Annotated in this window: 18 protein-coding genes, 1 tRNA gene and 2 pseudogenes; 8 read left to right on the forward strand and 13 right to left on the reverse strand. The window is 71.7% G+C overall.

Annotated features, from left to right (window positions below):
- Nucleotides 1-152: 152 nt before the first annotated feature.
- The 3 genes and pseudogenes from ACZ66Z_RS00385 to ACZ66Z_RS00395 all read left to right on the forward strand — a co-directional run.
- A complete protein-coding gene (locus tag ACZ66Z_RS00385) occupies nucleotides 153-980 on the forward strand; it encodes an AraC family transcriptional regulator (RefSeq protein WP_469931725.1) in 828 nt (275 codons plus the stop codon).
- Between the two features lie 81 nt (nucleotides 981-1,061).
- Entirely contained in the window at nucleotides 1,062-1,532 is a 471-nt protein-coding gene (locus tag ACZ66Z_RS00390; protein WP_469931726.1) for a cupin domain-containing protein, read from the forward strand.
- Nucleotides 1,529-1,914, forward strand: a pseudogene (locus ACZ66Z_RS00395) (SGNH/GDSL hydrolase family protein); the annotation flags it as partial. The gene ACZ66Z_RS00390 and the pseudogene ACZ66Z_RS00395, both read left to right, overlap by 4 nt.
- A gap of 233 nt (nucleotides 1,915-2,147) precedes the next feature.
- Here ACZ66Z_RS00395 and ACZ66Z_RS00400 read toward each other — a convergent pair.
- From ACZ66Z_RS00400 to ACZ66Z_RS00420, 5 genes and pseudogenes are all read right to left on the reverse strand, one after another.
- Nucleotides 2,148-2,221, reverse strand: a tRNA-Met gene (locus tag ACZ66Z_RS00400).
- Nucleotides 2,222-2,319: 98 nt separating this feature from the next.
- A pseudogene (locus ACZ66Z_RS00405) lies at nucleotides 2,320-2,897 on the reverse strand (IS256 family transposase); the annotation flags it as partial.
- Nucleotides 2,834-3,283 (reverse strand): hypothetical protein, encoded by a 450-nt coding sequence (locus ACZ66Z_RS00410; protein ID WP_469931727.1) that lies wholly within the window; start codon nucleotides 3,281-3,283, stop codon nucleotides 2,834-2,836. The gene ACZ66Z_RS00410 and the pseudogene ACZ66Z_RS00405, both read right to left, overlap by 64 nt.
- Nucleotides 3,284-3,433: 150 nt before the next feature.
- The gene (locus ACZ66Z_RS00415; protein ID WP_469931728.1) at nucleotides 3,434-4,093 is read right to left on the reverse strand and encodes a nucleotidyl transferase AbiEii/AbiGii toxin family protein; all 660 of its coding nucleotides are present in this window, start codon (nucleotides 4,091-4,093) and stop codon (nucleotides 3,434-3,436) included.
- Nucleotides 4,090-4,452, reverse strand: coding sequence for a hypothetical protein (locus tag ACZ66Z_RS00420; protein ID WP_469931729.1), 363 nt, complete (start codon nucleotides 4,450-4,452; stop codon nucleotides 4,090-4,092). The genes ACZ66Z_RS00415 and ACZ66Z_RS00420 overlap by 4 nt, the downstream gene beginning before the upstream one ends.
- 282 nt (nucleotides 4,453-4,734) lie before the next feature.
- Between ACZ66Z_RS00420 and ACZ66Z_RS00425 the strand changes: the two genes are divergently transcribed.
- Both ACZ66Z_RS00425 and ACZ66Z_RS00430 read left to right on the forward strand, forming a co-directional pair.
- On the forward strand, nucleotides 4,735-5,211 hold the full coding sequence (locus ACZ66Z_RS00425; protein WP_469931730.1) for a transposase: 477 nt from the start codon (nucleotides 4,735-4,737) through the stop codon (nucleotides 5,209-5,211).
- Between the two features lie 144 nt (nucleotides 5,212-5,355).
- On the forward strand, nucleotides 5,356-5,889 hold the full coding sequence (locus ACZ66Z_RS00430) for an EF-hand domain-containing protein (RefSeq protein WP_469931731.1): 534 nt from the start codon (nucleotides 5,356-5,358) through the stop codon (nucleotides 5,887-5,889).
- A gap of 69 nt (nucleotides 5,890-5,958) precedes the next feature.
- Here the strand turns inward: ACZ66Z_RS00430 and ACZ66Z_RS00435 are convergent, their stop codons facing one another.
- The 5 genes from ACZ66Z_RS00435 to ACZ66Z_RS00455 all read right to left on the reverse strand — a co-directional run bounded on the left by ACZ66Z_RS00435 (nucleotide 5,959) and on the right by ACZ66Z_RS00455 (nucleotide 11,582).
- Complete coding sequence (locus tag ACZ66Z_RS00435; RefSeq protein WP_469931732.1) at nucleotides 5,959-6,918, reverse strand: class I SAM-dependent methyltransferase; 960 nt, start codon at nucleotides 6,916-6,918, stop codon at nucleotides 5,959-5,961.
- Entirely contained in the window at nucleotides 6,915-8,024 is a 1,110-nt protein-coding gene (locus ACZ66Z_RS00440) for an NAD(P)-dependent alcohol dehydrogenase (RefSeq protein WP_469931733.1), read from the reverse strand. Before ACZ66Z_RS00440 ends, ACZ66Z_RS00435 begins: the two co-directional genes overlap by 4 nt.
- Nucleotides 8,021-9,430, reverse strand: a complete 1,410-nt coding sequence (locus ACZ66Z_RS00445) for an aldehyde dehydrogenase family protein (protein ID WP_469931734.1) — start codon at nucleotides 9,428-9,430, stop codon at nucleotides 8,021-8,023. The genes ACZ66Z_RS00440 and ACZ66Z_RS00445 overlap by 4 nt, the downstream gene beginning before the upstream one ends.
- Before the next feature lie 8 nt (nucleotides 9,431-9,438).
- Complete coding sequence (locus ACZ66Z_RS00450; RefSeq protein ID WP_469932236.1) at nucleotides 9,439-10,194, reverse strand: (5-formylfuran-3-yl)methyl phosphate synthase; 756 nt, start codon at nucleotides 10,192-10,194, stop codon at nucleotides 9,439-9,441.
- Between the two features lie 329 nt (nucleotides 10,195-10,523).
- The gene (locus tag ACZ66Z_RS00455) at nucleotides 10,524-11,582 is read right to left on the reverse strand and encodes a hypothetical protein (RefSeq protein WP_469931735.1); all 1,059 of its coding nucleotides are present in this window, start codon (nucleotides 11,580-11,582) and stop codon (nucleotides 10,524-10,526) included.
- A gap of 700 nt (nucleotides 11,583-12,282) precedes the next feature.
- Here ACZ66Z_RS00455 and ACZ66Z_RS00460 point away from each other — a divergent pair.
- Nucleotides 12,283-12,918 carry a VOC family protein gene (locus ACZ66Z_RS00460; RefSeq protein WP_469931736.1) on the forward strand — a complete coding sequence of 212 codons (636 nt, stop codon included), beginning with the start codon at nucleotides 12,283-12,285 and terminating at the stop codon, nucleotides 12,916-12,918.
- Nucleotides 12,919-13,197: 279 nt separating this feature from the next.
- On the opposite strand, the gene ACZ66Z_RS00465 is transcribed toward ACZ66Z_RS00460, so the two are convergent.
- Nucleotides 13,198-13,722, reverse strand: coding sequence for a peptidylprolyl isomerase (locus tag ACZ66Z_RS00465; RefSeq protein WP_469931737.1), 525 nt, complete (start codon nucleotides 13,720-13,722; stop codon nucleotides 13,198-13,200).
- Between the two features lie 444 nt (nucleotides 13,723-14,166).
- Between ACZ66Z_RS00465 and ACZ66Z_RS00470 the strand changes: the two genes are divergently transcribed.
- Nucleotides 14,167-15,438 (forward strand): competence protein CoiA family protein, encoded by a 1,272-nt coding sequence (locus ACZ66Z_RS00470; protein WP_469931738.1) that lies wholly within the window; start codon nucleotides 14,167-14,169, stop codon nucleotides 15,436-15,438.
- A gap of 4 nt (nucleotides 15,439-15,442) precedes the next feature.
- Here the strand turns inward: ACZ66Z_RS00470 and ACZ66Z_RS00475 are convergent, their stop codons facing one another.
- Both ACZ66Z_RS00475 and ACZ66Z_RS00480 read right to left on the reverse strand, forming a co-directional pair.
- The gene (locus ACZ66Z_RS00475) at nucleotides 15,443-15,928 is read right to left on the reverse strand and encodes a DUF6003 family protein (protein WP_469931739.1); all 486 of its coding nucleotides are present in this window, start codon (nucleotides 15,926-15,928) and stop codon (nucleotides 15,443-15,445) included.
- A 142-nt stretch (nucleotides 15,929-16,070) separates the two neighbouring features.
- Nucleotides 16,071-16,334, reverse strand: a complete 264-nt coding sequence (locus ACZ66Z_RS00480) for a hypothetical protein (RefSeq protein ID WP_469931740.1) — start codon at nucleotides 16,332-16,334, stop codon at nucleotides 16,071-16,073.
- A gap of 269 nt (nucleotides 16,335-16,603) precedes the next feature.
- Here ACZ66Z_RS00480 and ACZ66Z_RS00485 point away from each other — a divergent pair, with 269 nt between their 5' ends.
- Nucleotides 16,604-17,500, forward strand: a complete 897-nt coding sequence (locus tag ACZ66Z_RS00485) for a PP2C family protein-serine/threonine phosphatase (protein WP_469931741.1) — start codon at nucleotides 16,604-16,606, stop codon at nucleotides 17,498-17,500.
- Nucleotides 17,501-17,510: the final 10 nt, after the last annotated feature.

The following is a 17,510-nucleotide window of genomic DNA, read 5'->3' on the forward strand; positions in this document are numbered from 1 at the left end:
GGAGACGCGGGTGCACCGGGTCCGGGATCCCCACGCGGGAGACGGTCGACGACGAGGGGTGCCGGTAAGAACCGTGTCACCGGCCGCAAACGGTGGCGACCGGCCCTTGGACGGTGATCTTGCCGGACTGGGCGGCTCGTACACTGACGAAAATGGAGGACCACACGGCAACCGGGATCGGTGCACGTCCGGCGCCCGCCTTGCGGCAGTACGTCGACTCGTATGTCGGTTTCGACCTCCGCGGGCTCCCGGCGGGGGTGCACTGCGGCCCGCCGAGCCGCGCGCTCACTGCGGTGATCAGCCTGTCCGGCCCTTTGGAGGTGGCGGCGGGCGTCGACGACGGGTCACCGGTCGTCCGATTCAGCAGCGTGGCCGGCGGCCTGATGTGCCGGTCCGTCGCGGTCCACCACGACGGACGCCAGCAAGGCGTGCAGGTATCGCTGACACCGCTCGGGGCCCGGGCCGTCTACGGCATGCCTGCCGCCGAGCTCGCCCACCGACTGCTCCCACTCGACGAGCTTCTCGGAACGCTTGCCGTCGAGCTGGTCGACCGGCTCCGAGCGGCGACGACATGGACCGCGCGGTTCACCGCGCTGGACGAACTGCTCCTCCGAGCCGTCGGCCGCGGCTCCGGCGGCGACCACGTGCGCCCCGAAGTGGCCGAGGCGTGGCGCCGCCTCGTCGCCGCGCGGGGTTGCGTCCAGGTCGGTGCGGTCGCCGCGGAACTCGGCTGGAGCCGTCGGCACCTCACCGAGCGGTTTCGCGGTGAGATGGGCCTGTCGCCGAAGACCTTCGCCCGAGTCCTGCGCTTCGAGCACGCGCACGAACTGGCGACGGCGCACGACCCGCTCCCGTGGGCCGATGTGGCAACCGTCTCCGGCTACGCCGACCAGGCCCATCTCGTTCGGGACTGGCGCGAGTTCACGAACCGATCGCCAACGGCTTGGCGTCGCGGCGAAGTCCTCCTCGGAGCCGGGTAGCCGTCGACCGTCTGCCCGTCGCGTCGGCTTCTCTTCCCTTTCCTTCAAGACCGCCCGATCGCTGTCGTGGACGATCGCCGCATGAGACTCGTCAACCACGAACGCAACGCCGTGGACCTGCGGACCACCCCCGTGCACCTCGGACTGGGATCGAGGGCGAAACCCGTCGAGGGCTTCGCCTGGGACCCGGAGGTGCTCCAGGCCTACAGCGCCGCGGTCGCGACAGACGGTGCCGAGGGCCGGATGGTGATGATCTTCGACGGCGACGGCCCCGGCGACCATTGGGAGAGCCACCCCGCGGGCGACGAACTGGTCGTTTGCCTCAGCGGGTCCGTGACGGTCACCCGCGACGTGGACGGGGTTCACGACCGCGTTCTGCTCGGTCCGGGCGAGGCCACCATCAACCCGGCCGGGGTCTGGCACGTGGTCGACATGGAGGGGCCGACGTCCGTCCTGTCCATCACCGCGGGCCTCGGCACCGACCACCGTCCTCGGACCGGCACCCGCCCGACCGGACGCGTCGGCACGCCCGGCCCGGAAGAAGCGCCGTGACGACACGCATCGCGTGCCTCGGCGACAGCCTCACCCGCGCGCAGTTCGGCGTCGACCACCTGGATCTTCTCGGACGACGCCACCCTCCCGGTGGCGTGCGGCTCGCCCGCTTCGGCGCCAACGGCGACTTCGCCTCCAACCTCTTGCAGCGCCTCGATGCCGTCGTCGCGGACCCGCCCGATGCGATCACCGTGTCGATCGGGACCGACGACGCCCGAGCGAGCCTCGCCGGCTGTCCCGTCGAGCAGGCCATGAAGCGCAAACAGCTCCCCGAACGCCCGTCAGCCGACCGGTTTCCCCGGTACTCGGCCAACGACTCGACGGAGCAGCGGCACAGTCATCGCAGGCGTACAGCCGGATGATCGCCGAGGTTCTCGACGCCGGTCTGCTGCCCCGGAGCGCGTAGCCGGTTCAGGCGCCCGGCCGGTCGGATGCCCCCTACCGCACGGAGGTGGCATCCGGTCCAGGCGGTCAACGCCTACGGCACCAAGATCAACCAACGGTTACGCAACGGGGGGCTCTCCGGCCCGGGGACGAGAACCGGACGGACAGCTTGAGACTCAGGCGCACGCATGAGGCCCGGATCCTGTGGATCCGGGCCTCATGTCACTTCAGTAGCGGGGACAGGATTTGAACCTGCGACCTCTGGGTTATGAGCCCAGCGAGCTACCGAGCTGCTCCACCCCGCGTCGGAAGGCCCAACTGTACGCCATCCACGGCACCGCCCAAGACCAGGCTGCCGAGGGTCCGTCGATCGAGCGGTGCAACCAGGGTGGTGGGGGTGTTGCTGACGGGCTGCCGAGAGCCGGCCGTCAAAGGTGATGTCGAAGGCGTTCAGAGCGGTCTTCCAGCGCAGGGTCCAGCGGGTTTGTCCCTTGCCGACGGGGTCGAGGGACATGACTGCCGTGGAGACGCACTTCAGGGCGGCGGTCTCGTTCGGGAAGCGTCCGCGGGCCTTGACCGCCCGCCGGATCCTGGCGTTCACCGACTCGATCGCGTGGGTGGTGCAGCCGATGGGGCGGATCTCGGCGTCGAACCGCAGGAACGGGGTGAACTCCTCCCAGCCGTTCTCCCAGAGCCGGACGATCGCCGGATACTTTCGGCCCCAGGCATCGGCGAACTCGGCGAACCGTTCCCGGGCCGCTTCCTCGGTCGCCGCGGTGCAGACGGGCTTGAGAGTTTGGCGATCTTGCCCCGGTCCTGGCGGGCCGCATGGCGGAAAGAGTTCCGCAGCAGGTGGACCGCACGGGTCTGGACGGTGGTACGGGGCCAGACGGTCTCGACCGCGTCGGGCAGGCCCTTCAGGCCGTCGCAGACGAGCACGGGGACGCCGTTGACGCCCCGGTTCCTGATTTCGGCGAGGGTGCGCATCCAGCCTTGGTGATTCCGCCCGGCATCAGGTGCCGGTAGGTCCGGTACGTCTCCTCGATGGACTTGCGCCCCGTCCACTCCGCCACGTCGGTGACAGGGATGCCGTTGCCGAGGGCATTCGAGGCGAAGGGGTGCCGGAAGCCGTACGTCCCCGCACCCTGCTCCGGCGGCAGGTCCGTGAAGAGCTTCCTCACCCGGCGCCGCTCCGTTCCCACGGTGAAGCAGCCGCCGGGCCTCGCAGCAGGCAGCCGCCCTTCGTGTTCCCGCGCCTCGCCGTTGCACGGGCCCTGCCCCGCCATCATGACGATCTCCAACGCCAGAGCCTCGTCAGCGGCCGTCAGCGCCTTCGCCGTGCAGGCAAGAGGCGGGATGCGGAACACGCCCTCTTCTGCCCTCAGCCGGTCGGCGGTCGACCGCTCCGCCGCGCAGGGCAGCCTCCCACCGTGGACGACTCCGGGCGGGAACCTGCCGGCTGCACCGCACCCTCTCGTCGCAACGGCGGTAGAGGGGATGGACGCGATGACCGCCTCTCAGGCGTTCTCGTCATGGATCCGTGCACCCAGATCCTCCGCCCACTCCAGCGCCCACGCCTTGAGCTCCTCGATCTGCCGGGAGGCGAGTCCGTACGCGGTGTAGTCCTCGTCCTCGTACCAGTCCGCGCCGATCAGCCGGTCCCGGAGGTCTTCGAGGCTGAACTCGTCACGGGCGCGACGGCGGCCCAGGGATTCCAGGTCGGCGGTGGAGCGGTGGCGGGAAGCGGCCTGGACGTCGATGAGGTCGCGGACGGTGCCGCGGTCGGCGAGGGCACGGACCTTGGTGCCGATCACGTCGTCGAGGGAAAGAACGGGGCCGTAGGGGGTCTGGGCGGGCGGAGCCCAGAACGCCTCCTTGAGGACGTCGACCTCGCACTCCTCGCCGGTGTCCGGATCGGTGACGAGGAACCGGCCGCTGAGCGGATCGGTCTGGACGTGCGCGGTCCGCCATCCGCGCGCGCCGAGGCCCGCTGTGAGCGAGGCGACGATCTCCTGCATCGGTGCGGGGTTCTCGGTGGCGACGTCGAGGTCACGGCTGAAGCGTTCGACCAGGCCGTGGGCCTGCACGGCGTATCCGCCGGTGAGGACCAGAGGGTAGGGGGAGCCGAGGTCGAGGATGTCGGCGAGGAGACGCTCGTGGAGCGGAGTGAGCTTCACGCGGCGGCCGTGTCGGCCGGAGCGGTGCGCAGCAACTCGGGGAAGGCGTCCTCCCAGACTTCGCGGATGTAGGGACTGATCAGGCGCCGCAGCACGGGCCACTGCTCGGTGAGCAGCCGGTGGTGCAGGAGGGTCACCAGGTCCTCGCGCAGTCCTTCGGCGAGGACGGTCCGGTAGAGCGTCATGCGGGACTTCGGACGGTCCAGGCTGTAGCTCGTCCGCCCGGACCAGACGATGTGGAGCGGCAGGTCCACGTCGCCCTCGACGGGGCCGGTCAGCTCCCGCAGGCGCTCGGGCAGGCGGCTGCGGTAGCGGTCCCGCAGCACCTCGGCACGGGGTGCGGTGATCGTCGTGTCCATGCGTCCAGTATCGCTGCCGGGAGGCGACGACACGGTGGATACGGGGATCCGCTGTCGTACGTACGGGTCGGGCGCCGCCCGCCCTTCTCGCGGACATCTCACCCAGCGGGCGCTTGGCGCATCACGGCCTATTCGTGCAGCCCCCGGGTGGCGCGGCAACCGGCTGCCCTGCCGACCCGGCACCGGCCCCGTTCTCGGGCGCGGGCGCGGGCGATCATGAGGCGGCAGATCACGCGGAGGGCCGCGGTGGAGTCGGCTGCGGCTTCGGTCTCGCTGTCGGAAATGCGGACCGGCAAGGTCCACCTCGCCGCCGACCGCAAGCGCCGCCCGACGGCGTTCGTCCTGACCACAGGCCAGGCAGCGGACGGCCCGCAGTTCACCCCCGTCCTGAAGGAGGTACGCGTACGCGGACCCGTCGGTCGCCCCCGCATCCGGCCGGACGCGGTCACCGGGGACAAGGCGTACTCGTCCTGCGGAAACCGCGCCCAGCTGCGCAAACGCCGCATCAAGGCGGTCACCCCGGAGAAGAAGGGCCAGGCCGCCAACCGGAAGGAGAAGGGCTCCAGGGGTGGCAGACCCGTCAGCCACGACGCCGATCTCCACGAGGAGCGGAACGCCGCCGAACGCCTGGTCGGCAAGCTCGAAGCGCGGCGAGGCATCGCCACCCGATACGGCAGGACTCCCGGCAGCCGCCTCGCCGGCCTCCACCTGCACGCCTCGACGATCTGGATCGAAGACCCCACCAGGACCGTCCGATGACCACGACCCGATACGCGCCCCGGATCACTCCTTCCGGTAACGACGACCGCCTCACCGTCACGGCTCTCCCTCCGGCGCGGTTACGTGGGAGAACTCATTGAGCCGGGCCCGGCACCGACGGGCCGCACGAGACAGGTGACGGACATGCGCACTGAGGCCGCCAAGCGGGTCGAGCTGGTCTTCTCCCTCTTCGACGCCAACGGCAACGGAGTCATCGACTCCGGCGACTTCGACCTGATGACGGGACGTGTTCTGGAGGCGGCGGTCGCATCGGACGCCGGCGCCAAGGAGGCCGTCCGGGTCGCGTTCCGCCGTTATTGGACGACGCTGGCCACCGAGCTGGACGCCGACGGCGACGGCGTGATCACCGTCGAGGAGTTCCGCCCCTTCGTGCTCGACCCCGAGCGCTTCGGCCCCACGATCACCGAGTTCGCCCAGGCGCTCTCCGCGCTCGGCGACCCGGACGGGGACGGCCTGATCGAGCGCCCGCTCTTCATGTCGCTGATGACGGCGATCGGCTTCGAGGAGGCGAACATCCACGCGCTCTTCGACGCCTTCGGCCCGGACGCCGATGACCGCATCACCGTGGCCACGTGGGCCGCCGGCATCGAGGACTACTACGCACCGGACCTGGCCGGGATCCCCGGCGACCGGCTGGTGGGCGCACCGGCCGTCTGACACCGCCCGCTCGCGGGCGTCCCGGGGCGGGGTCGACCGTCCCGGGACGCACCGTCGGCCCGGCGGACGTCACGCCCCGGGTTTGTGGGCGAAGACCCATCGGTTCCCCTCCAGGGCGTCGTTCGGCTCGGGAAGGGGACCGCGGCCGTGCCGGCGGGTGAAGTCGAAGGGCGTGCGCATCGACGTCGACCAGCCCCTGGCCGTCAGGTGGCCCGCCGAGTCGGGGCGCGGTCCCGGGTCGAAGAGGTCGAGCAGGTCGATGCCGATCTGCTCGCGCGTCGCCGTGTAGATCGCGCTGTCGCGGTACGCCAGCAGGTCCTTCTCCAGCTTGGCCTCGAAGGCCAGGGCGCTGCCCCCGGTGGTCAGCCGGTCCACCGCGTCGATGAGGTGCGTCTCGGCGGGACCCGGCAGGTAGAAGAGCAACCCCTCGGCCAGCCAGACGCTCGGTGCGGCCGGGTCGAAGCCGGCGGAGCTCAGCGCGGTGGTCCAGTCCTCGCGCAGGTCGACCGGTACGGAGACGCGCTTCGTCCTCGGGGCCGCCGACAGGTCCGTGAGGACCTGCTGTTTGAAGGCCAGCACGCCCGCCCTGTCGATCTCGTAGACCACGCAGTCGGGCGGCAGGTCCAGCCGGAAGGCGCGCGTGTCCAGCCCCGCGCCCAGCAGGACCACCTGGCGGGCGCCGTCGTGGACCGACCGGAGGGCGAAGTCGTCGAGGACCCGGGTCCGCAGCCCGAAGTAGCGGGCGAACCTGCCCCACAGCGGGTCGTCGTCCCCCTCCGGGACCTGCGTGATGCGTACCGGCCAGTCCGCACACGCCGGGGCGGCGCGTACGAAGTGTTCGGCGTGCACGTCCTGGGCCAGGCTGTCGTGGCGGTGGGTCTCGATCGCCCGGGCCGCGGCGACCAGGAGGGCGGTCAGCCCCACACCTCCTTCCACGCCTTCCGCGTCGGCCTGCCGAGTCGCCGTGGCGGCCGCGCCCCCTCCGTCGGCGGGACGGGGGGATTCATCGGTGGTCACGGTTTCCCTCATCGGTCTCTTCTTTCCGGCAGCAGGACGGGTTTGACCACACGGCCGGCGTCGCAGTCGCGTTCGGCCTCGTTGACGTCGGCCAGCGGGTAGGTGCGGATCAGCTGGTCGAAGGGGAAGCGGCCGGCCTGCCACAGACCGGTCAGCCGGGGTATCAGCAGTCCGGGTACCGCGTCGCCTTCGCAGATGTGGCGCAGGCATCGGCCTCGGTCGAGCGTGCCCGGTTCGAGCGGCAGAGGGGTGTGGAGGCGTGCCACGAGTCCGAGGGTGCCGGTGGGTCGCAGAGCGTGGAGCGCGTCGTTGATGAGCGGGGCCGAGGCCGTGGTGTCCAGGGCGTACTGGGCTCCGCCGTCGGTCAGTCGGCGGATACGCTCGGGCAGCCCGCGCGATCCGGCGGACAGAGGTGTCGCGCCGAACCGTTCGGCCAGGTCCAGCCGCACGGGATGGCGGTCGACGGCCACGGTCCGTACGCCGGCGGCGGCGGCCGCCATCACGGCGGCCAGGCCCACCGCTCCCGTGCCGAGGACCACGAGGGTGTCGCCGGGGCCCGCGGCGAAGGTGTTCAGTACGGCTCCGGCACCGGTGAGGAAGCCGCAGCCGAGCGGCCCGAGCAGTTCGAGCGGCAGGGCGGGGTCGACCCGGACGGCGTTGCGGGCCGGGACGAGCGCGTACTCGGCGAACGAGGACTGGCCGAACCACCGGGGAGCCAGCGCCTTTCCGGCCGCGTCGGTGAGTCGCGGCGGGTCCTCCTCGCGTCCTCCGAAGAGGTTGAGGGAGGCGAAGGACTCACAGTGGGCGGGGGCGGCGGCCCGGCAGTTCCGGCAGTGGCCGCAGGAGTCGAAGCTCAGCACGACGTGGTCGCCGACGCCGAGCGCGATGCCGGGGCCGCCCGACGCCACGACGACCCCGGCGCCCTCGTGGCCGAGGATCGCCGGGAGCGGGCTGCGGCCGGCCGACCGCCGTACCGCGAGGTCGGTACGACACATCCCGGCTCCCGCGATCTCGACCAGGACCTCGCCGGGGCCCGGCTCCGTACGCAGGGCCACTTCCTCGACCGTGAACGGGCCCTCGTACGAGCGGAGTACGGCTGCCTGGAACCTCGTGGTCACGCTTCCTCCTTGCGCGGGCGGTGGACGACGAACGGCCGGAGGTTGCCGTAGAGCCCCCACGGCCCGCCCGCGACGCCGAACCCGCTGTCCTTGACGCCCGCGAAGGGCTGGGCGAGGGACAGTTCGGCGTGGTGGTTGATCCAGGCCGTGCCGCATTCGAGCCGGTCGGCCGTCGCCTCGGCCCGGTCGAGATCGGTGCCCCAGACGGAGCCGCCCAGTCCGAAGCCGGTGCCGTTGGCCGCGTCGAGGGCCTCGTCGAGGTTTCGGTACGGAAGCACCGGCAGGACCGGTCCGAACTGTTCCTCGGTCACCACCGGGCTGTCGGGCGGGACGTCGGTGAGGATCGTGGGAGCGAAGAAGTACCCCGCTCCGTCGAGTCGGTGGCCACCGGCCGCGACCCGGGCACCGTCCGCCAGGGCCCGCCCTGTGACCTGCTCGACCCGGGCCAGCTGGGGAGCGTTGTTGACCGGACCGATCCGGGTGTCCGGGTCGAGTCCGGCTCCGACCGGGACGGTCTTCGCGCGCTGGGCGAGGGCTTCGACGACCTCGGCATGGAGTCGGGCAGGGGCGTAGACGCGTTTGACCGCCATGCAGACCTGCCCGCAGTTGCGGAACGCGGCCCAGAACAGCCGGTCCGCGATCCGGTCCACGTCGACGTCGTCCAGGAGGACGGCCGCGTCGTTGCCACCCAGTTCCAGGGTGACCCGGGCGAGCGAGGCCGCCGCAGCCTCGGCGACGGCCCGGCCGGTGGGCACCGAGCCGGTGAAGGTGACGTGACGGATGCCCGGGTGGGCAGCGAGACGGGCACCGAGGGGTTCACGGCCGGTGACGACGGTCAGGACGTCCTCGGGCAGGACGGTGGCGAGGACGGAGCCGAGCAGGCGGGTGGCGAGCGGGGTGTGCGGGGACGGTTTGAGGACCACGGTGTTGCCGGCCGCCAGCGCGGGCGCGAACTTCGCCGCCGCGAGCTGGAGCGGGAAGTTCCACGGCACGATCGCGGCCACGGGCCCGACGGACCGCCAGCGGACCTCGCTGTGCACGGGTCGGCCGTCGTCGATCCGGCGGGTTCGGGGGGCCAGGTCGGCGAAGTAGCGCAGCCGGGCCGCCGTACGGGCGATCTCGGCGTACGCCTCGGCCAGGGGCTTGCCCTGTTCCCGCGTGAGCAGCCGGGCGAGGTCGTCTCCGGCCGTTTCCACGGCGTCGGCCGCGGCGCGCAGGGCGGTGTTGCGGGCGGCGGGGTCGGCGCGCCAGCCGTGCCAGGCGCGCCGGGCGCGGGCGATCACGTCGTCCCATTCGTCCGGCTGCTGGTCGGGGGCCTCGTCGAAGGCCTCCCCCGTGGCGGGGTCGACGACGGAGAAGCGTGCGGCACGGCGCTCGGGGACGTGACCGGCTTCCGGTGTCGGCATCCCGGTGGTCAGCCCACGGCCCGAGCGCCGACGGTGTGCTCCCGGTCCTGCCGGTCCATCTCCGCCCGGAAGGCGGCGATCAGATGCGGCTGGATCCTCCCGGCGTTGCGGTCACCGCCCGCGCAGACCGCTCCCCGCACGCCCACGATGTCCGTGCCCATGCGGGTCAGCGGACCGAGATCGGCCTGCTTGACGCTGCCGGCGAGGGCGGCGAGCAGACCGGAGGCGTGGGCGCGCCGGACGAACTCGGCGCAGGCGTCGGGCGGGACGTGGTCGAAGAGCCGTGTGCCGTCCTTGATCGCGGTGTCCAGCATGGCCGCGTCGGCACCGGAGCGGGCGGCGATGTCGGGCAGGGCGAGTGGGTTGACGCAGCCGATGCGGTGGGCGTCGGCGTAGCCCGAGGCGACGACGAGCGCCTCGGGGCGGTGGTCCTTCACCGCACGGACGACCGCCCTCATCACCTCGACCCCCTGCTCGGGAGTCGTGCAGCCGTACAGGCCGACCTTGATGTACGTGGCGCCGGAGGCAGCCGCGCCCAGCGCGGCCAACGCCACCGTACCGGGCTTGTACGGCACGTCCCCCATGGTGGCGGACACCGGCTTGTCCACCGGCACCGCGTCACGGATCTCCCGGATGACCCAGGGGAAGTTGGCGCCCAGCGAGCCCTCGTCGGGCTTCTTGACATCGACGATGTCGAGGTGTTCCGCGGCCTTCGCACAGTCGAGGGCTTCCTCGACGCCGTCCGGGGAGATGAGAAGCAACACCGTGAGCTCCTTCCGCCGCATGTCCACCTGGCCGAGGACAGGGGTGCGGATCACCTGGTTCACCTGCGGTGCGCTCATCCTTTCCGTCGCCCCGTGGGCACCGGTAGGGCGCACGGAGCTCCAGGGAGGTGCGTAAAGGCACGCTCATGATGCGGTGTGCACCGGCGCCTGCCGGCGCACACCCGATCCTGCCGACCGCCCCCCGATGCCCACTTGTGTGCTCCGCGGGGCCCTGTCTGCCTGCCCCGTCCCGAGGCACGGAAGCCCGAGGCACGGAAGGCCTCGCAGGGGGCGCACGCTCCCCGCGGCGGCGCGCCCCTGGGAGGCCGTCAGCCGGTCGGCAGGCCCAGCCCGTAGTAGGTGACGTGGTAGCCGTCCACGTACCCCGCCTCGCCTCCGACGATCAGGTCGGTGGGATCACTCGCGCCCGCCGCCCTGGCCGTGGCCACGAGCATCTCGGCGAGTGCGTGACCCTTCGGCTCTCCGGGGCCGCCCGCGTCCACACGCCAGACCGGATCGTCGTCGCCGAAGACCGATGACGTGTGCGGGAACTCGGCGACCGTGCCCCAACCGAGTGCGGCCGGCTCGACGTCGTCGGGGGCGAAGCAGGCGATCGAGAGCCGGTCGCCGCACACCACGTCGAAGAGGAGGGGCGCGCTTCGGCCGTTGCGTCCGTAGAACGGCATCCCGAGCCGGATCCCCAGGGCGGTGGTCTCGGCGGGCAGCGCTCCCAGGAACTCTCCCAGCGACCGGGTGACGGTCTCCCAGCTACGGGCGGTCCACCCGCCCGGAAAACCGAGGCCGACGTTGGCCTCATCACGGTTGCTTCCGAAGAAGCCGCTGATCGCCTGCTCCTCGCCGTGGCCTTGACGCCAGAACCAGCTCTCCGCGGGGTCGGTGGGCTGTAGGACCAGCTCCGGTCCCGACTTCCCGGCACGCAGTTCGAGCGTGTCGGGCCTGCCGCGCCAGCGCAGGAAGGGAGCGCCCCAGAGCGGCTGGCTGTCGTAGAAGGGGCCCATGTCACCGTGCGAACCCATGATGGACGGCTTGCCCAGTGCGGCGGTCACTTCCTCCTTCGCGGCGCGGAAGGCCGCCGCCTGCGCCGCGGCGTCCGGCGCGGCGTCCGCCACGGGGACCGCGAGCTCCACGTACGACTCGCCGTCGACGTGACGCTTCTCGTAGTCGCCGACCGGGCGCAGACGAGCATCGCCCGAAGCCCGCCCGGTGATCAGTACAGGAGCATCCGACGTGCCGCCCCAGGCCCACCCCAGCCCGGCCGCCACGGCCCTCACGCCCTCCGGTGTCCAGCCGTCGGTGTCTGCTGCGAGGAGGCGCCGGGCGAGCTCCCCGACGGATTCCTCTTCCGTGCTTCCCTGTTGTGCGTTCATCGGGCCATCCTGCCGCATCCCAGACTGCGTCTCCGCAGGTCGCGCACCGGTGGCCGCCGGTTCCCCTCCGCAGGCGACGGCACACCTCCTACGGCAGAACGAGTCGCAGGTCCGGGCAGCGTTCCCCAGGTCCTTCAGGACTCACGCTGACCACTCGCCGACTTTCCTGACGGATCGGCAGGGGATCCGAGAGGGCTTCGATCGCCCTGCCGAGACCCACCGCGACGGCTGCACAAGCCTACGCAGCCCCCTCCGAACGGCGTCCGCGATCACCGTCACTCCGGCGGTCCGGGCGACGGTCAGGAGCGAGGCCGCAGCCGCACCTCGACGACACCCGCTCCGCGACGACGTCCCACGAAGCTTTCCTCGTCCTCGGACGCGCACCGATCCGCCGGCGACGCCTGACTCGGGGATCCTGATGGTCCGCGGATCGACCACAGGAGCGGACGGGGTGACCGCAGGCGTGCCAGCAGCAGTGGTTCCGGAAGCGCTGATCGGGGGCCGGTCCCGCAGTTGCCCGAGAACCACCAGGAGGTGTTCCGCAGTGGCCGGCGGCACGGCCATTGCCGACCGTTTCATGCCGGATCCCGCCGCCATAGATGACGATGATCGATCCGCTCCACGGCTGAATCCACGGCGGACGCGGTCGGGGCGGGCGTGGCATCGGGGTCTGGACGGGTTGTCGGGTGATGATGCCGACGTGCGACTTGATCACGTGTCTTATGCGGTGGCCCGCGACAGCTTCGTCTCGACCGTCCAGCGGATCGGATCGGCCCTCGGCGCCGGGTTCGTCGACGGGGGCGTGCACCCGCGATTCGGCACCCGGAATTTCCTTCTCCCGCTGAGCGGCGGCACCTACGTCGAGGTCGTCACCACACTCGACCACCCTGCCGCCGACCGCGCGCCCTTCGGCCAGGCGGTCGCGCGCCGCGCCGCCGAGGGCGGCGGCTGGCTCGGTTGGGTGGTCTCCGTCGACGACATCGCCCCGGTCGAGGCCCGCCTCGGCCGCACCTCGACCGAGGGCCACCGTGTCCGCCCCGACGGGTTCGACCTGAGGTGGAAGCAGATCGGCCTGCTGGAGCTACTGGAGGACCCGCAACTGCCCTATTTCCTGCAGTGGTTGGTTCCCAGCGAGGAGCGCCCGAGCGCCGACCCGCGCACCTCCACCACCATTCACGGAGTCTCCATCGCCGGTGACGCCGCCTCCATCGCCGAATTCCTCGGCGAACCGGCCGACCACCCCCTCGACCAGATTGACGTCACCTGGGTCGAGGACGAGGAACCGGGCCTGGTCTCGGTCGAGTTCGCCACCCCCCACGGCCCGGTCACGATCTGACCAGGACCCGACTGCCCCGCGGGAGCAGCCGGCTGGAGTCTCCTGGCTGGCGTGTGCCTCTTCGACGGGAGGCGCGTCACGGCGGACGATTCGGGGCCTCCCGGACGCCGGCGGGCAGCCGTGGGCGCACCGGCGACGGCTGGTGGCGCATGCGTTCGGAGTTGTGCGGGTCGGGCCGCCCGTACGCCCAAGACGGAGTCCGGCCCCGGCAGGGAGCCGGGACCGGACAACTGGTGCGATGTCCACGGGCGGCATCGTACGGAGTGCAGCGGTTGGGCCTTAATGCCGACAGGACGGTCGGACGCGGAGCAGTTCGGTCCGCAGGACGGGTGTGCCGTCGACCGGTGCCGGGTTCTCCGCGGTCGGCTCGATGCCTGCGGCGGCGATCTTGTCGAGTGTCGTCAGGCCGTCGGGGCCGACCGTGCCGAACACCGTGTAGTTCGGTCGCAGGGCGGAGTCGCCGTAGACGACGAAGAACTGCGAGCCGTTCGTGTTCGGACCGGCGTTGGCCATCGCCAGCAGGCCGCGCCCGTAGAGGCGGCGCGTGCCGGTGGGATCGGTGGGTGCGGGCGGCAGGTCCACCGGCAGCTCGTCCTTGTACTTGTACCCGGGGCCGCCCTCACCGGTACCGGTCGGGTCGCCGCACTGCAGGACCTTCAGCGTCGGGTACGCCGTCAGACGGTGGCACACCGTACGGTCGTAGAACCGGTGTCTTGCCAGGTGCAGGAAACTCTGCACCGTGCACGGCGCCTTGGCCCGGTCCAGGTGCAGCAGGAGCGAGCCCTGGCTGGTCGGAACCGCCATGTCCACCGTGCCGCGACCGGGGGTGTGCCGCGGGTCGGGCGGCAGCGGAACAGGGCGCGCCGGCGGCTCGTCCGGGGTCTGCGTGTACTGGCAAGGGCCGTGCGTGGTGCGTGGCGGAGCGCTGTCGGAAGCGGTGGCGACGCTCCCCCCGGACACGACTAACGCCACGGCCGCGAATGCGCTGATCAGTGCTCGTCTCATCTTGCACGCCCTTCCGAAGATCTCCAGGTCTTGGAGCGGTCGCAGTCTAGGGCGTGGTGCGGTCTGCGGGAGTGGAAGTTCCGGCCGATCAGCGTGGCCACAGCCCAATGCTTCAGGAAGACACGCCCTCGGCCGTGCCAGGACGATGGGATCCCCTGCGCGGACGCCGACCGTCAGAACTGCCGCCTCCCCCAACTGCGGTCGTCCTTCCCGTACTTCGCTCGAGCGCTTATCGTCCTTTCCATGGCCAACGGGGTGTACCACACCAAGTACGGCATCACGATCAATCTGACCTTCGAGGACCTGGGCCACCCGGACCGCCCTGGACTGCTGGAAGAAATCACCCGGCCCGTCGGGGAGCGGGACCGTGATCTTCTGCAGTGCCTGACCGACTACCAGGGCGGCGATTGCCGGTGCGCACTCGCCGACAAGACGCCGTGGATGTTCGTACGTCGGCAGCGCCGCGCCGGCCGTGTCGTGTGGGTGGCCGCACACGTACCGCTGACGCACGCCGCGACGCCCGAGGAAAGCGACAAGCACAAGGCCATGAAGGAGCGCATGGCCCGCTCCGCCTTCCGTCACGGGCTTGACGTCCAGGTGGAGGCCCGGTCGTCGGACGGCCGGATCGTCACCGACGTCCTGGTGTCGGGTGCCGGCGGACGGGTGGGGTGGGAGGCACAGTGCTCCCCTATCAGTGCGAGCCGAGTACGGCGGCGCTCCGGGCGGGCCCGGGAGAACGGCATAGCGCCCCTCTGGGTGACCGGCGACGTCTCGTCGGAGGTCATCGATCGCGCACCGTGGACGAGGGTCGACGACGTGCCCTGGCAGCGCATCGTCTCGCCCCTGGCGATGATCGTCCGAGGTGGTGTGCGGCACCTCCAGATCTGGAAGTGCACCGCGAGCAGCGAGCGATCCTGCCCTGAAACGGGTTCCCACTGCGGCAAGTTCCACAGCGGCTGGTTCCTGCCCGCCCTGTGCGTCCCGCAGGAACGCGCCACCGCCCTGGATGAACTCGTCGTCACCAGTGCCGAAGGCGAACACGTAGCCGTGCGTGTCCGCAACGCCCAGGACCCGAGGCGCGCCTCCTCCCTCTGGGCGCTTGCCGAAGACGTGCAGCGGTGGCGCGACCTCACGGACCACGGCGAAGGCGAGCCGGAGGACCTGTCGGCGGATGACGAGCCGGTCACCTACACCGAAGAGGAACTCGACAGTTCCTGCCGCTACGGCAACCAGGACCGCCCGTACTCCAGCGACCCGCGGCCCCGGCGGGGCATGACGTCCGCCACGGGCCTCCACACCTTCGACACCGCCCCCGATCACCCCTACCGAGCCCCCAGCCGGCCGGTGCAGATGCGCCGCCTGTCCACCCGCGAGCGCGCAGTCATCGCAGACGGACTGGGCCGTCCGGTGTGGGAGATCGGACCATGCACGCTCTGCGCGGAGCCGATCCACCGTTACGGCCGGTCGAGTGGCCTCGCCTGCGTCAGCTGCAGGGCCACGACCCTGAGCAGGTGATTGGTCACCGCCGCGGACGACGGCCCGTCCCTACAGCACCACGTTCCACAACGCCCACATGCGGGCTCACGTCCCTGGAGCCCGCCTTCGGAGCAGCGGTGCCGGCCATCGCCGGGAGATTCGCCGTCCGCCGAAGTCGCCAGGTCGGAGCGTCCGCGCAACCCAACGCGCCGCGTGGGACCAGGGTGCCGTCCACGATCCACGGTGACGCGGTGCGGGGCGATTCCCGCCACGGCCCGGGCGAGGAGCGCGTCGCGGTCACCGGCGCAGTCGCAGTGGGCCGGCGGCTCCTCCTCCACCCGAGCGGAGCACCGGGTGCGAGCGCGTGGCGCAGTCGGAGCAGTTCCTCCTCGCTCAGCGGGACGGGCAGTTTCTCCACTCCTTCCGGGGCGGCCGCCGCCTCCTCGGGCGGCAGCAGCCGGAGCGCGCCTGATGAGGGCGGACTCCCTGTGCGTCCAGCCAGGCCCGTATCGCCGGGGTCTCCGGGCACTCCAGGTCCCCACGACGGCGACCGGCGCGCCCGGCCGGGTGGCCGGGCCGTCCGCGAGAAACAGGAGGGCGTCGTCAGTCGTGTTCTCTCCTCGGCGCACGCGACGGCCCTGCGCTGCCCCGCCTGCTCCCTCCGACGCCGGTCACCGCCGTCCTCGTGCGGGAACGCGGTGGAACCGGGTGGTGCAGGGCCGCGCCTCGTAGATCTGGGCGCCCTGCCGGGTGCGGTCGCCGACGACGGAGAAGTGACTGTCGGTGACCAGCAGGGTGCCCGGCCGGGCCTGGTCGGGCTGGATGTCGTGTCCGTTCCCGGCGATGGTGACGTCGGGCCGTGCTTCTCCAGCCGTGCCCCGCGCCGCGTGCCCCCGACGCGACAGGTGCGGACGAGGGTGCCTCCGGTGGCCCACAGCAGCTCGTTCCGGTCGTCCCACAGCACCGCGTGCGCCGAGGTCAGGGGTGGGGTGGTGCCTTCGATCCCGTCGAACCGATGTTCGTTTCCGGCGGTGCGGGGTGACCCCGCCGGGATCCGCCGCGTTCTCCGCCGATGAGATGCGGACGCCGTCCCCTCCGGGCAGAGTGGGGAACGACCTGTTCGTACCGAGGTGGTCCCCCGTGGTCCCGCGTGCTGGAGGCGGGACGGACCGATGCGAGGATTGTCGTGACGTCGGAGTGATCGATGTTCCGCAGACGGCCGGCCGACAACAGCGAGGACCTTCTGGTCCGGCTCGGGTCGCTGACCGCCAGGGCGCGGGAGTTGGCCGAGACGCAGCGTTCCCGCGTCGAGCTCGCCGTGGCCCTGCAGCGCGACATGCTGCCCTCGGACCTGCCCAGTTTTCCGGGTGCCCGGCTGGCCGTCCGCTATGAGCCCGCCAACCACGGGCTCAACGTCGGCGGTGACTGGTACGACGCCTTCTCCCTGCCCGGCGGGCAGATCGGCATGTCCATCGGTGACGTGCAGGGGCACAACATCGAGGCCGCCGCCTTCATGGGACAGGTCCGCGTGGCACTGCGCGCGCTGGCCTCCGTCACCGGGGACCCGGGAGAGCTGCTCGGTCGCACCAACGACCTGCTGATCGCTCTGGGCGCCGACCTCTTCGCCACCTGCACCTTCCTGCGGCTCGACCCCGCTGCCGGCACCCTGGAGTGCGCCCGGGCCGGTCACATCCCCCACATCTGGGCCACCACCGACGGCCGCTCCGGCATCGACGACAGCGAGGGCGGTCCTCCGCTCGGTGTGCTCCGCGGCGTCGACTACCCGGCCACGCGCCACCGGCTCACCGCCGACGGCGTCTTCGTCCTCCTGACCGACGGGGTGGTGGAGGGGCCCTCGCTCCACGTCGACGAGGGTCTGGACCGGGTGACGCGGCTCGCCGGGATCACCGCCGTCGCCGGGCTGGACGTCGACGCACTCGCCACCGCCGTCATGAAGCTGGCGGCCACGGTGGGGCACGAGGACGACGCGGCCGTCCTGGTCGTCGGCCACGACGGCGGTCCGGCCCGGTCGGCGGTCGAGGAGCGGGGGGAGGGGGCTCGCCCCGGCATGGGCCGGTCCTCGGACCGGCCCGTGCCGTAAGGCGGCGCCC

Source organism: Streptomyces sp. NPDC107498 (genome assembly GCF_055582805.1).

Excerpts from the sequence above, each read along its gene's own strand:
- ACZ66Z_RS00390 (WP_469931726.1), top strand. The coding sequence starts at position 1,062 with ATGAGACTCGTCAACCACGAACGCAACGCCGTGGACCTGCGGACCACC.
- ACZ66Z_RS00435 (WP_469931732.1), bottom strand. The coding sequence starts at position 6,918 with ATGAGGGAAACCGTGACCACCGATGAATCCCCCCGTCCCGCCGACGGA.
- ACZ66Z_RS00445 (WP_469931734.1), bottom strand. The coding sequence starts at position 9,430 with ATGCCGACACCGGAAGCCGGTCACGTCCCCGAGCGCCGTGCCGCACGC.
- ACZ66Z_RS00420 (WP_469931729.1), bottom strand. The coding sequence starts at position 4,452 with ATGGACACGACGATCACCGCACCCCGTGCCGAGGTGCTGCGGGACCGC.
- ACZ66Z_RS00485 (WP_469931741.1), top strand. The coding sequence starts at position 16,604 with ATGTTCCGCAGACGGCCGGCCGACAACAGCGAGGACCTTCTGGTCCGG.
- ACZ66Z_RS00425 (WP_469931730.1), top strand. The coding sequence starts at position 4,735 with ATGCGGACCGGCAAGGTCCACCTCGCCGCCGACCGCAAGCGCCGCCCG.
- ACZ66Z_RS00430 (WP_469931731.1), top strand. The coding sequence starts at position 5,356 with ATGCGCACTGAGGCCGCCAAGCGGGTCGAGCTGGTCTTCTCCCTCTTC.
- ACZ66Z_RS00465 (WP_469931737.1), bottom strand. The coding sequence starts at position 13,722 with ATGGCGGTTCCGACCAGCCAGGGCTCGCTCCTGCTGCACCTGGACCGG.
- ACZ66Z_RS00470 (WP_469931738.1), top strand. The coding sequence starts at position 14,167 with ATGGCCAACGGGGTGTACCACACCAAGTACGGCATCACGATCAATCTG.
- ACZ66Z_RS00385 (WP_469931725.1), top strand. The coding sequence starts at position 153 with ATGGAGGACCACACGGCAACCGGGATCGGTGCACGTCCGGCGCCCGCC.
- ACZ66Z_RS00455 (WP_469931735.1), bottom strand. The coding sequence starts at position 11,582 with ATGAACGCACAACAGGGAAGCACGGAAGAGGAATCCGTCGGGGAGCTC.